11 protein-coding genes are annotated in these 12,554 nt (G+C 48.1%); 4 read left to right on the top strand and 7 right to left on the bottom strand.

Annotated features, from left to right (window positions below; all coding sequences use genetic code 11):
• Both J0895_RS01575 and J0895_RS01570 read right to left on the bottom strand, forming a co-directional pair.
• A partial coding sequence (locus J0895_RS01575; RefSeq protein WP_207086391.1) for an Rpn family recombination-promoting nuclease/putative transposase occupies window positions 1–642 on the bottom strand: 642 nt, incomplete at its 3' end.
• Between the two features lie 222 nt (window positions 643–864).
• Complete coding sequence (locus J0895_RS01570) at window positions 865–1,827, bottom strand: aldo/keto reductase (RefSeq protein ID WP_207086390.1); 963 nt, start codon at window positions 1,825–1,827, stop codon at window positions 865–867.
• An 83-nt stretch (window positions 1,828–1,910) separates the two neighbouring features.
• Here J0895_RS01570 and J0895_RS01565 point away from each other — a divergent pair, with 83 nt between their 5' ends.
• Both J0895_RS01565 and J0895_RS01560 read left to right on the top strand, forming a co-directional pair.
• Window positions 1,911–2,522: a DUF1802 family protein gene (locus J0895_RS01565; protein WP_207086389.1), complete on the top strand. Its 612-nt coding sequence runs from the start codon at window positions 1,911–1,913 to the stop codon at window positions 2,520–2,522.
• 332 nt (window positions 2,523–2,854) lie between these two features.
• Window positions 2,855–4,495, top strand: a complete 1,641-nt coding sequence (locus tag J0895_RS01560) for a DUF1565 domain-containing protein (protein WP_242540976.1) — start codon at window positions 2,855–2,857, stop codon at window positions 4,493–4,495.
• A 332-nt stretch (window positions 4,496–4,827) separates the two neighbouring features.
• Here J0895_RS01560 and J0895_RS01555 read toward each other — a convergent pair whose 3' ends face one another.
• A complete protein-coding gene (locus tag J0895_RS01555; RefSeq protein WP_207086388.1) occupies window positions 4,828–6,153 on the bottom strand; it encodes an MFS transporter in 1,326 nt (441 codons plus the stop codon).
• Between the two features lie 231 nt (window positions 6,154–6,384).
• Window positions 6,385–6,564: a hypothetical protein gene (locus tag J0895_RS01550; RefSeq protein ID WP_207086387.1), complete on the bottom strand. Its 180-nt coding sequence runs from the start codon at window positions 6,562–6,564 to the stop codon at window positions 6,385–6,387.
• 96 nt (window positions 6,565–6,660) lie between these two features.
• On the opposite strand from J0895_RS01550, the gene J0895_RS01545 reads away from it, so the two are divergent.
• Entirely contained in the window at window positions 6,661–8,601 is a 1,941-nt protein-coding gene (locus J0895_RS01545) for a CocE/NonD family hydrolase (RefSeq protein ID WP_207086386.1), read from the top strand.
• A 111-nt stretch (window positions 8,602–8,712) separates the two neighbouring features.
• Here J0895_RS01545 and J0895_RS01540 read toward each other — a convergent pair whose 3' ends face one another.
• Window positions 8,713–8,853, bottom strand: a complete 141-nt coding sequence (locus J0895_RS01540; protein WP_207086385.1) for a hypothetical protein — start codon at window positions 8,851–8,853, stop codon at window positions 8,713–8,715.
• Window positions 8,854–9,005: 152 nt separating this feature from the next.
• A complete protein-coding gene (pyk, locus tag J0895_RS01535) occupies window positions 9,006–10,787 on the bottom strand; it encodes a pyruvate kinase (RefSeq protein ID WP_207086384.1) in 1,782 nt (593 codons plus the stop codon).
• A gap of 308 nt (window positions 10,788–11,095) precedes the next feature.
• On the opposite strand from pyk, the gene crtR reads away from it, so the two are divergent.
• Complete coding sequence (gene crtR / locus J0895_RS01530) at window positions 11,096–12,001, top strand: beta-carotene hydroxylase (RefSeq protein WP_207086392.1); 906 nt, start codon at window positions 11,096–11,098, stop codon at window positions 11,999–12,001.
• 130 nt (window positions 12,002–12,131) lie between these two features.
• On the opposite strand, the gene aroH is transcribed toward crtR, so the two are convergent.
• Window positions 12,132–12,521 carry a chorismate mutase gene (gene aroH / locus J0895_RS01525; protein ID WP_207086383.1) on the bottom strand — a complete coding sequence of 130 codons (390 nt, stop codon included), beginning with the start codon at window positions 12,519–12,521 and terminating at the stop codon, window positions 12,132–12,134.
• Between the last annotated feature and the right edge of the window lie 33 nt (window positions 12,522–12,554).

Below are 12,554 nucleotides of genomic sequence, written 5' to 3'. Positions count from 1 at the left end.
TTGACCCCAGGGAGATTCCAGTAATGCTTGTCTTTCTAAGTCCATAACTTGCTCCACCAGATTGGTTCCTAATACAAATGTAGCAAAAATTCCCAACAATCGTTGTAAATCTTCTCCCCGTTCTTCATCTTGTAGACGGAGGGAGGCACGGCGTAATATGGTTTCGCTTGCGCCGTCTTTCATGACGGGTGCTAAGGGTAATAATCCCTTGAGATTGGGCTCAAAGGCGAGTTCTACATCAGTTTCCCAGAGGTTAATTACCCGATAGTCTTGTCTTGCCTTCAGTCCTAGGACTTCGGATTCATAGTGGTCCAAAATGGGGGTGTTTCCTTCGGGGGGAAAAATATTGATCAGGACTGGATAGACGCGGATGTTATATTTTTCTTCCGCGAGTCCGGCATAGGCGCGAATCCTTCGCGGCATTCGCGGATCGGGATGAAATTGGAATTCGTTGAGGGCGAGAATTTCTCCGGTTGTCGGGCTATAGGCTTTGATCAGGGTGTCGGTATCTCGACTAATCCATTGGAATTCGGAATCGAGAAGGTTTTGGGCTACCATGTCGGGTGTTTTGGTGACCCATTTCACCCATCCATCCGGGGCGAGGGCGATTAGTCTCTTGCTACTAATGTCTGCTTTTCCCATGTTTGATTGTGGAAATGTTTCTATTTATATTAAATCATATTTGAACCCGATATTATATTAATTTATGTTAATTTTGAGGGTTTGAAAAAAATCATTTTCACTGTGTTTAAATATTGCAAATCCCTGAGATTATAAAAAATACAGCACTTTGACTAACCAAGACATCCTGGTAAGCCCCTAACCCGATCGCCAGGGTCAGGGGGGCTTTTTAAACCGGGAGTTTTAGAAGTTCCACATCACTTGATTGTCATCAAGTTGGTCGGTAACAATTCGCCCGATCGCATCAATTTCTTTGGCCTCTTCTGGGGACAACTTCACATCGGCGGCTTTAGCATTATCTGTAGCTTGTTGCTCGTTTCTTGCGCCTACAATCGCACGGGTTTGGGGTTGGGCAATTAACCAAGCTAAGGAGAGTTGGGCTAAGGTACAATTATGGCGTTTTGCAATTGGTTGGAGTTTGTCTAATGCTTCTTGAACCCGAGCATAATTCTCTTTATCGGAAAAGAGTTTATTTTTAGAGCGATGGTCACCTTCTGCAAATTGATGATCCGGTCCAAATTTGCCGGTTAAAAGTCCTTGGGCAAGGGAAGAATAGGAGATAATTGAAATGTCGTTTTCGACGCAGTAGGGCATCTGGTCGGTTTCGATTTTTCGCCAGAATAAAGAGTAGGGGGGTTGCAGACTATCAATCTGTCCATATTGCGCCGCTTCTTCGATTTGGACACGGTTAAAGTTGGAGACACCGACTGCCCGAATTTTGCCTTGTTCTTTCAGTTTGACCATTGCTCCCATCGTTTCGGCAATGGGGACCGTTTCACCTCCCCAAGTTCCCGAGGGCCAGTGAATTTGATAGAGGTCGATATAGTCGGTTTTGAGGTTTTTTAAGGAGCGATCGCAGGCTTCGATTACTTGGTCATGTTTCAGATGGTTTGAGAAAACTTTGGTGGCATAAATGACATTTTCTCGCACATCGGACAGGGCGGAGGCGACGATTTGTTCCGAATATCCATCGCCATAGGCTTCTGCTGTATCAAACGTGGTAATTCCGGCGTGATAAGCGGCGCGGAGGGCTTGGATGATGTCCTGATCTTCGATGCCTACCCACATCTTTTTGCCAGCTTGCCAGGTTCCCATAATGATGGGGGTAATTTTTAACTCAGATTTGCCTAATGTTCTCGTTTCCATGTTGACCTTTTAAACTAAAATGAAGACTACTTTTTACAGTAGGCTTTCTTATTGTAACGATTCGTCTAAACATGGGTGTTTGCATGGAATTAACGGCTGCTTTGAAGGAATGGGCGATCGCAGTGGAAGCGTTGGAACGAGGGGAGACAATCCTGTTACTCCGTAAAGGTGGGATTCGGGAAGTGGGGGGTCACTTCAGGGTTCCCGAGTCGGAGGTGTTGCTGTATCCGACGTTTGAGCATCAAAAACCCGAGTTGCTCAAGTCGGAGTATGCTGAGAATGTCACCCCAGTGGCGTCGGGATGGCATCCAGAACGGGTGCGGATTGGCAGTTGGGCTAAGATTACGGATTTGTGGCCGATCGCCGTGGAAACGGAAGAAATTGCGGCTGTGGTGCAATCGGCGTTGCAACCGTATCAGATATGGAACGATCGCTTTGTTCGCGATCGCCTCCAGTGGAAACCGCGCCAACCCCTTTACCTGCTGCTATTACGGACCTATCGTCTCTCCGAACCGCGAGAAATTGCTTACACTCAGGCGTATGGCGGATGTAAGTCATGGATACAGCTAACTGAGGCAGTCGCCACGGCAGACTCATTCCCCGTGTTGGATGAGGTGGCATACGGCGATTTGCGCGATCGCCTCCGGGAAATTGTTGCGACTCTGACTTATACTGACTCTGGCGATCGCTCCTGATATTTTCAGGCACATTTGGTATTAAAATGTCATAGTCCGGAGATTTTATGCTGATGAGGGTTAGGGTAATATCCTGAAACCTCTAGGGCATGATGACAGGCGATCGCTATACCACTTGGTGGACTGTCCTACAGTTTATCTTTATTCTCTGTCTAAATATAAATTCTCCCCGGGATGCATCTCCAGACAGTCTGCACTTTCTGGGGAAATTGGCGCAATTGGCAGTATAGGAGTCAGTTAAAAGAGTGACCCAATCGGTTTTCCGTACTGGGGAGAGGGTGAGTACATTGAGAGGGTGAAAAATAAATCGACGTTCGGATTAACACTCCCTGATGAAACGTCAATATTCTACCTCTAAATCTTCTACTGTTATGAACAATCAATCTAAATCTCGTCGCGCCATCGCCTCTCTTCCCGCCAGTTTAGCTGCCTTATTACTCTGTACAGGTGCAGCAACGGTACTCCCAATCCTCGCCCAAGTGAGAAGCGGCCATATCCCGATTGCTGCTGCAACGAATAATGTCCTCTATGTCAACCCGCAACTGGGACGGGATACCAATGCTGGAACCAGTGAAGCAGCAGCTTATCGCACTATCACTTATGCACTGCAAAAAGCTCAAACAGGCACGGTGATTCAGTTAGCTGCTGGAACTTATAGTAAAGATACTGGGGAGTCGTTTCCCCTTCCGGTGAAATCTGGAGTGACTCTGCGGGGAAATAACAGCAACAAAGGACAAGGGGTTCTGATTATTGGCGGTGGTACTTATCTGAGTCGCACCTTTGCCAGTCAAAATGTGACAGTGAATGCCGCCAATACTAGCACCATTGAAGGGGTAACGATTACGAACCCGAATGCTAGTGGAACGGGTTTATGGATCGAATCCACGAATCCAGTGATTCGGAATAGCACGTTCAAAAATAGTCGTCGGGATGGGATTTTCGTCACCGGCAATGCCTCACCGAAAATTGAAAATAACGTGTTTATTGAAAATGAGGCAAACGGGATTTCCATCGCCCGGGAAGCAGGCGGTGAAGTCCGAGGGAACATTTTTCAGAATACAGGATTTGGTTTGGCAGTCGGGGGAACTTCATCGGTTCTCGTGATTGGGAATACGATTTCCCAGAATGTTGATGGGATGGTGATTTCCAATTCGGCAACTCCTGTCTTACGGGAGAATGCGATCGAGGGTAATGAACGGGATGGGATTGTGGTGATTTCTTCGGCGCGTCCGGACTTGGGGACGGCATCTAGTGAGGGACAGAACCGCATCCGTAATAATGGACGCCATGCGTTATATAGTGTGTCTTCGGAATTGATTCAGGCGGTGGGGAATGATATTGATCGCGATCGGATTATCGGTTCGATTAACTTTGTTCCCGCGAATGTGCAAATCGCCTTTCAGGATGTAGAAGGACATTGGGCGCAAGCGTATATCAGCGCTTTGACTAAAAAAGGGATTATTGCCGGATTCCCCGATGGCACATTTAAACCGAATGAACCCGTGACTCGCGCTCAATTTGCGGCGATCGTCGCCAAAGCATTTGCACCGACGGCACAACGCCAGGGAATGGCGTTTCGGGATGTGACGAGCAGTTTCTGGGGGGCCGATGCAATCTCTGTGGCGTACCGAGGCGGATTCTTGGCAGGGTATCCGGAAGGGGTATTTCGTCCCAATCAGGAAATTCCTAAAGTCCAGGCGATCGTTGCCTTAGTCAGCGGATTGGGATTACGCACCAATGATACTGCTGCCCTCTCACGCTACAATGATGCCGCACAAATTCCCGACTATGCCTTGACAGCAGTAGCGGGGGCGACGGAAAATCAACTGGTGGTCAACTATCCCCAAATCGGTCAGTTCAATCCGAATCGGGAAGCAACCCGTGCAGAAGTCGCCGCCTTTGTCTATCAAGCGTTGGTGAATTCTGGCAAGGCAGAAGCAATTCCCTCTCCTTACTTAGTTGCTACTCCGTAGTTGGCCCTGGGGTAGTCACCTCACATTTATTGTAATTTTCTCGGAATCGGGATGCGGCAACACCGCATCCCGATTTTGATTTATACGGGACCAGAGGGTTTGACCGTTTGAGTATAGCATTTCTAGGATTGAAAACTGCTATATAGCCAGTCTTGCAGTAGTTATAAAGAAAGTAGCCTCAAGAGGGTTTGGAGACCAAACCCCTACATCAGATCAGAGGGGTTGGAGACCAAACCCCTACATGAAACAACGATTGAGCGTCATTAAATTTACCACCTTGACAGGGCTTTGTCCGCAAACGCCCCACCCTTCAGGGTGCGGCTTAAAGCATTCTAATGTTGCCTAAATTCCACCGAATTTCTAGCATCTTTTGCCCGGTCTACATTCACACAACCTAACAAAATGAGTCCGGAGATGAAAAACACAATCACCCCTAAAATAGCGAGGCGATTGCTGCCGGTTATAAACCCAATTGCCGCAAAAGTTAACGGTCCTAAAATTGCCGAACCTTTGCTAAAGACTGAATAAAATCCATAAAATTCTGCTGATGCATGAATGGGAACCATTCCCCCATAAAATGAGCGACTGAGGGCTTGAGACCCCCCCTGCACGATGCCGACAATTCCTCCTAGGATAAAATATTCCGTGGCATTGGTCAAAAAGTAGGCGTAAACAATCACCAGACACCAGCCTACTAAACTCAGCATCAATGCTTTTTTAGCCGTTACTCGTTCGGCCAATTTGCTAAAGCCTAATGCCCCAAAAATACTAACAAATTGGATGAATAATAACGTCACCATCAAGGTTGTGGTTCCCAGGCCAATTTCTTGTTGTCCGTAGATGGTTGCCATCGCCATAACCGTTTGAATGCCATTATTATAGAGCAAGTAGGCAATTAGAAATAATAACAGGTGTTTAAACTGCTTGACCTTGCGGAGGGTGACGAGAATTCTGATGATACCAACTTCGGTATAAGCCCTCCATTTGGGCAAATGTTGATAAGTAGCAGGTAAGGATTCTACTGGGGGTTCTTCTTGCACATTTAAAAAGGTAATAATGGCAAATCCACCCCACCATAAACCCGCCATTGCGATCGCCAGTCTGACGGCAAGTTCCTGGGAAATGCCAATGGCATTATGCCCCATGACTAATCCTAAAGAGATTGCCAGTTGCAGTCCCCCTCCCACATAGCCGTAAGCAAACCCTTTTCCTGAGACCCAATCTATCTGGTCGTCTGAAGCAATTTGCGGCAGAAAAGCATCGTAGAAAATATTAGAACCCACGAAACAAATTTGAGCGATAACAAACAATATCATTGTCTGCAAGATATCCCCGGAACTCGAAAAAACTAGGGCAACTGTCGCTAAACTTCCTCCATAGCAAAACAACATCAAAAATCGCTTTTTTGACGCAGAAAAATCAGAAATTGCTCCTAAAACCGGGGCAAAAATAAACACAACAGAGGCCGAAAAACTAATCATCAACGCCCAAATTGACTCAGCAGTGAAATAGGCCCCGCCTATATTCACGCCTTCTGGAGGAACAACGACTGCGGCAAAGTAAGGCGGCAACAAAGCAACTAATACCGTCGTAACGTAGGCAGAATTCGCCCAGTCATACATCACCCAGCCGAATATTTGCTTTTTATTGTTTAACATTTGAAGTTCTAGGTAATTTTAGCATCAATGCGGATATCCCGAGGAAAGCACTTCCTAGGACTTCGGTACTGTAGAGGGAAGATAACCGGGTTTTTTCACAAACTTTTTACGCTTTAGCAACCAATCTGGAGAAAAACCCGGTTTCTTGTCCCTGGGGTCTAAAACTGTACCTCTGATCTAGGACGTGAATTTATTTAGTTTATAGCTGAGTTGGGACAAGGTGACAAATTTTTAGGGACAGTGACTCACGATTGATTCTGCCTCAGAGAGAAAAGGCATGATGGGGGATATTGTAAGTGGGATACCTTGTCCATCCCCCATCATGCCTTGATTAATCTCATCCTGCATCGGTGGCGATCGCCTCCAAAGGATATCATTCTTAGGCGTTCCGTTTCTCCCTCCCTCCTGCATCAAATTTCCCCTTGAATCCCCCCAAAACTTCAGCATCCCCAGAATAAAAACTCCCGTTTAAAATAGAAACAGTGCAGTCTATAAAAATAGTCCTCTATGAACGATCAACGGAGACAGTGTAAACCCAGATGGTATCGCCCCCTCCTCTTCACTCTCTCTCTGATTTTTAGCCTAATTTTCGGACTGGAACCCGGAGGAAAAACCTGGGCAAAAGTCTCTCCCTTATCCGGGTTAATCGGTGTAGAAAACCTGGATTCATCCCGTTACCCCACCAATCAAGCTTTGTATGTAACCATGCGCGATGGCGTCAAAATTGCCATTGATATCTGGTTGCCAAAACAATTAAACCCCGATGAAAAAATCCCCACCCTGATGCGAATGGATCGCTACTGGCGATCGCTGGGAATTATGGGTTATTTTCCTGAATTTGACCCCAACTATCCCGAGGCACAACTGGCGAATAATGCCGGTTATGCTTTGGTTTTAGTTGATTCTAGGGGAACGGGTTCCTCCTTCGGGACCCAAATTTATCCTTGGTCCCCGGATGAAATTAAAGATTATGGAGAAATTGTCGATTGGATTATTGCCCAACCTTGGTCTAATGGGAAAGTCGGGAGTTATGGGACTTCTTATGCTGGGAATTCGACAGAATTTTTAGGACGATTAAATCATCCGGCAGTCCTGGCGATCGCCCCGCGATTTAATGACTTTGACCCTTACACGCAACTGGCTTTTCCTGGCGGTATTTTTAATGAATGGTTTGTCCAGCGTTGGAGTGAAAATAATCAACGATTAGATGCCAACGATCGCGATTTTGTCTGTTTAATGGAACAACTCGAAGGGGCAATTTGTGACGCCCTGAAAGTGGTGATTACTGGGGCAAAACCTGTGGATGCCGATCGCGATGGGACCCTGCAAGCGTCAGCCATTCGCGATCGCACTGCCAACCTGGATGTATATAAAGCTGCCCAAACTATCACCTATCGCGATGATCGCTATGGCACAACGGGGATAACCATTCAAGACTTTAGCCCTTACCGCTTTCAGGAGGAAATTTCCCGTTCCCAAGTTCCCATATTTAGTATCGCCAGTTGGTTAGATGCCGGAACTGCGAATGGTGCACTCAGTCGGTTTCTCACTTATCGTAATCCCCAGAAAGTCGTCATCGGGGCCTGGAATCATGGCGGGACGGAAGATGCCAGTCCTTATCAACCGCAGGATCTATCTCCGGACCCCCCTTTATATGAACAAATCGAAGAATTGTTAGAGTTTTTTGATACTTATCTGAAAGATGATAGCGATCGCCCTCCGATTACCCGGGAAATCCGCTATTACACAATGGTAGAGGACCAATGGAAGACTACCCCAGTTTGGCCGCCTCAAGGGATTGTCTCCCAATCCTGGTATTTCGGCGAAGATAACAGTTTGACCCAAGCTGCACCCGATATGGAAGCGGGGACCGATGAATATGCCGTGAACTTCGAGGCCACCACTGGCACCGATAACCGTTGGCATACCAAAGCTGGGGGGCAAGATGTGATATACAAAAATCGGGCTGGGTCAGACCAAAAATTATTGACCTATACAAGTTCACCCCTGTCAGAAGCGATGGAAATTACGGGACATCCTGTAATCACGTTCTATGTGAGTTCTACCGTCAACGACGGGGCTTTTTATGTATATCTTGAAGATGTCGATGAACAGGGAGAAGTGCTATATGTGACCGAAGGACAATTGCGATCGCTGCATCGGCAGATTTCTCCAGAAAACCCCCCTTATGCCGTTTTTGGACCCTATCATTCCTTTGAACGGCAAGATGGACAACCCCAAGAACCGGGGGAAGTCATGGAACTGTCATTTGACTTATTACCCACCTCCGTGCTAATTCAGAAAGGACATCGCCTGCGCGTGGCGATCGCCGGTCATGATGCCGACACCTTTGCCCGATATCCGGCCCAAGGAAACACTACCCTAACCCTGCATAGAAACGCCATTTATCCCTCCCATATCGACTTACCCGTCATGACCCCAAAATAAAAGCGCGATGGGAATCGCGCCACCTCAAATTCGTGCAATTACTTGTGATAGGTCCAACTTTTTTAATTTTTTATTGAAAAAATCACCCTCAGTTATCGTCATCAATCGCCGCTAGTTCAGTGGGTTGTAAATCTCAAACAATCCGATGACGTGGCGCAGTGGGTGGTCCGGCGATCGCACATATTTCCGGTTATGAGTTTGTCTGTGATGATAACCGGGCGATCGTCTCCGTTCCCCCAATCCCAAGCGCATCTTCAATCCAGAAATAATCTGGGCGATCGGGCCTTCTTAAGCGGCACAAATCAAGATCGGCCAACTTAAACTGGGCCAGAAATGAGACATCCGATCAGCCGACTGTTCACCCTTGTTCCTGGAGACTCCCACCCGTCCCTAGACCCCGGAAATCAAGTCGTCAACACGGCATCGGTTTGGGAAATCGCACCAGAGTAAACCAACCCGCGTTGCATATCCATCGTTAGAATTGCCCCTTCGCGAATCAACTTCGTGGCATTCTTGACCCCAACAATCACCGGAACGCCTAATCGCAATCCAATCACTGCGGCATGAGAAGTCAAACTATCATCCTCGGTGACAATTCCCGACGCTTTGCGAATCGCATCAATATAATCCGCATTGGTACGCGGGGCCACCAAAATTTCCCCAGGACCAAAATTGCCCACATCTAGGGCCGTCTGAGCTACTCGCGCCCGACCACTCACCGAACCTTGACCCAGACCGATCCCCTTACCGAGTACCGCCGTCACCACTTCCACCTTAACCAGGTCCGTCGAACCGGAAACCCCTTGCAGAGTACCAGCAGTCATCACCACCAAATCCCCCTCTTGCAGCAGGTCTTTTTCCAGGGCCACATTAATCGCCGCTTGGAAGGTTTGTCCCGTGGAGGGTAAATCTAAAACTAACAAGGGTTTAACCCCCCAAACCAATTGCAACTGTCGGGCCACATCCACATGAGGGGTCACCGCCAGAATCGGGGTTTGGGGCCGAAACTTAGAGACATTTCGGGCAGTAGCCCCAGATTTGGTCAGAGTCATAATCGCCCCGGCATCCAGTTGTTGGGCAATTTTGACCACCGCTTGACTAATGGCATTGGGAATCGAACGACTGCGATCGTAAGTAGAACCCTGACCAATCGTCTGATCATGTTCGATGCGACAGGCAATCCGGGCCATCGTTGCCACCGCCTCAATCGGATATTTCCCCACTGCAGTTTCATTGGAGAGCATCACCGCATCAGTACCATCGAGGATAGCATTGGCTACGTCAGAAATCTCCGCACGAGTGGCCCGGGGGCTATGCATCATACTGTCCAACATTTGGGTCGCCGTAATCACCGGAATGCCCAAACGGTTGCAGGTGGCAATCAGGCGTTTTTGGACAATCGGGACTTCCTCAGCGGGAATTTCTACGCCCAGGTCCCCCCGCGCCACCATAATCCCATCGCATAAGGGCAGGATGGCTTCCATTTGTTCCACCGCTTCATGCTTTTCAATTTTGGCAATCACTGGAACGTTCTTGCCACTGGCGGAGATCAGTTCTTTGATTTCGAGAATGTCCTGGGGATTGCGGACAAAACTCAGGGCCACCCAATCCACCCCTTGATCCAGACCAAAGAGTAAATCTTCCCGGTCTTTGTCCGTGAGGGCCTTGATAGACAGGTACACCCCAGGGAAGTTCACCCCCTTGTTGTTGGAGAGGGTCCCATCGACCACGGTGCGACAGTGGAGTTCTCGGGTCACCCGGTCCACTTTCTCCACGCGCATTTCGACGCGACCATCATCGATGAGGATCGTGGCCCCTTCAGGAACTTCATCGGCGAGGGCTGGATAGGTGACACAGGCAATTTCTTGGTTACAGGACAGGAATCGGCTGGTCAAAATAAACGGGTCACCTTTTTGCAGGTAAATTGACCCTGACTCAAATTGGCCCAGGCGAATTTTAGGTCCCTGGAGGTCTTGTAAAATTCCGACGGGCTGATTGAGCTCAAACGAGATCTGTCGGATCAGGCGAATGCTTCGCTGATGATTTTCGTGGGTCCCGTGGGAGAAATTGAGTCGCAGGGTGGTTGCACCCGCTTCAATGAGTTCTCGGAGGATTTCCGGCTGACTCGTAGCCGGGCCTATGGTGGCGACTATTTTGGTTCGACGCAGAAAGTTTCGCAATTGCATGAACGTCCAAGGGGGGGTAGAAGTATGTTCCTAGCTGATGAGGGTCGTGTTTCATCAAAAGATTAGCTGCTAAAGACTCCTATCTATAATCCTCGAAAAAGTGGTAGAGATGAAAGCAGTCCGTAGATCGACTGCCTTTTTGGTTGTACCCTCAAAGACAGTTGCAGCTAATTGACCATTGAGTCTCGTATCTATAAATAATATTTATAGAAATCCCCAGGATTAGACTGATGGATTCACAAAACTTTATATTTAAGAATGCTGATCATACATTTTTTGAGGATCTGTTGAAAGGAGTTACGACGACAATGCCAGAGGCGATGCCGCCCCGAACTGTTCCGAAAGAGTTACTGGGGCCTCCCGGCGACTTCAATCCGACCCTGCTGATGTTTTTTGGCGCACTCGCCTTGATCGGGATCTCGACCTTGGGATACTGGCGGTTAGACTGGCCCGCATGGTGTTGCTTTTGTACGAATGTTCTCGCCCTGCATTTGGCGGGGACGGTGATTCATGATGCTTCCCATAATGTGGCCCATCGCGATCGCCTCATGAATGCCATTTTAGGTCATGGCAGCGCGTTGATGCTGGGATTCGCGTTTCCTGTGTTTACTCGGGTCCATCATCAACATCATGCCCATGTCAATGACCCGGAGAATGACCCGGACCACTTTGTTTCCACTGGGGGTCCCCTATGGCTGATTGCGGCGCGGTTTTTTTACCACGAGATCTTTTTCTTTAAACGGCGACTGTGGCGGAAATATGAGCTGTTGGAATGGGTTTTAAGCCGCTTGTTTGTAGCAACTATTGTCTATGTGGCTTGCCAATACGACTGTTTTGGCTACATTCTCAATTTTTGGTTTTCTCCGGCTTTAGTGGTGGGGTTGGCCCTGGGATTGTTTTTTGATTATCTGCCCCATCGACCTTTTAAAGAGCGCGATCGCTGGAAAAATGCTCGGATTTATGCCAGTCCCATTCTCAATATCCTAATCTTGGGACAGAATTACCATCTGATTCACCATCTATGGCCCTCGATTCCCTGGTACTATTACCAGCGAGCTTATCGAGAAACCAGACCCCTTTTAGAAGCCAAAGGCTCGCCTCTGTGTCTGGGAATCTTCCAGGGAAAAGACTTTTGGAGTTTCCTGTACGATGTTGTTCTGGGGATTCGCTTTCATCACCGTCATCGTGGCGATCGCAAACTCGAAAAAGTTTAAAAAAAATCGCCCCTCACACCGGATCCAGGGGGAGGGGCTTTTCTGGGTTCTTATCTGGGCCTTGGAGGGGCGATCGGTCCTGGACTTCAGTTCTACTCTCGGACCCCCGCTAAGGTTTAACCTGTCCCCTTCACCATTCCCCAACGGAGGTAAAACTCAAATCCGGTCTAAGATTTTGGGCATGACGCAGATAAGGATGATAAATCTCTGTATGAGCTGCCGCAACGTTGACGTGAATCAAAAATCGAATACATCGCTCTAAATCTCCCTGAACATACATATGCTGCACATCCAACAACTGGACATTTTCCCAGTGGGGTCGTTGACGGGCGATCGCAGCCGGAAAAATCGCATCCAGATCCCGCGTCACGGAAAAAGTCGCACTAATAATTAACTCCGGATCCAGCTTATTCCGGGCTTCTAATTCGTCAAGCAGTTCACTCACCGCCTCTCGAATCGCCTCAATCGTATTGTCCGAGGCCGTAATTGCTCCACGAATTGCCTTAACTGTCCACTCCACGCCAAAAATCCTCCTTTTCTAGTGTCATTGGTC

Origin of the sequence: Phormidium pseudopriestleyi FRX01, from assembly GCF_017313335.1 — a bacterium.
GTDB classification, from domain to species: Bacteria; Cyanobacteriota; Cyanobacteriia; order Cyanobacteriales; family Laspinemataceae; genus Laspinema; species Laspinema pseudopriestleyi.
This window is presented reverse-complemented; position numbering and strand designations above follow the sequence as displayed.

Excerpts from the sequence above, each read along its gene's own strand:
- J0895_RS01550 (WP_207086387.1), bottom strand. The coding sequence starts at position 6,564 with ATGCAGGAGGGAGGGAGAAACGGAACGCCTAAGAATGATATCCTTTGG.
- pyk (WP_207086384.1), bottom strand. The coding sequence starts at position 10,787 with ATGCAATTGCGAAACTTTCTGCGTCGAACCAAAATAGTCGCCACCATA.
- J0895_RS01545 (WP_207086386.1), top strand. The coding sequence starts at position 6,661 with ATGAACGATCAACGGAGACAGTGTAAACCCAGATGGTATCGCCCCCTC.
- crtR (WP_207086392.1), top strand. The coding sequence starts at position 11,096 with ATGCCAGAGGCGATGCCGCCCCGAACTGTTCCGAAAGAGTTACTGGGG.
- J0895_RS01565 (WP_207086389.1), top strand. The coding sequence starts at position 1,911 with ATGGAATTAACGGCTGCTTTGAAGGAATGGGCGATCGCAGTGGAAGCG.
- J0895_RS01560 (WP_242540976.1), top strand. The coding sequence starts at position 2,855 with ATGAAACGTCAATATTCTACCTCTAAATCTTCTACTGTTATGAACAAT.
- J0895_RS01570 (WP_207086390.1), bottom strand. The coding sequence starts at position 1,827 with ATGGAAACGAGAACATTAGGCAAATCTGAGTTAAAAATTACCCCCATC.
- J0895_RS01555 (WP_207086388.1), bottom strand. The coding sequence starts at position 6,153 with ATGTTAAACAATAAAAAGCAAATATTCGGCTGGGTGATGTATGACTGG.
- J0895_RS01540 (WP_207086385.1), bottom strand. The coding sequence starts at position 8,853 with ATGCGCTTGGGATTGGGGGAACGGAGACGATCGCCCGGTTATCATCAC.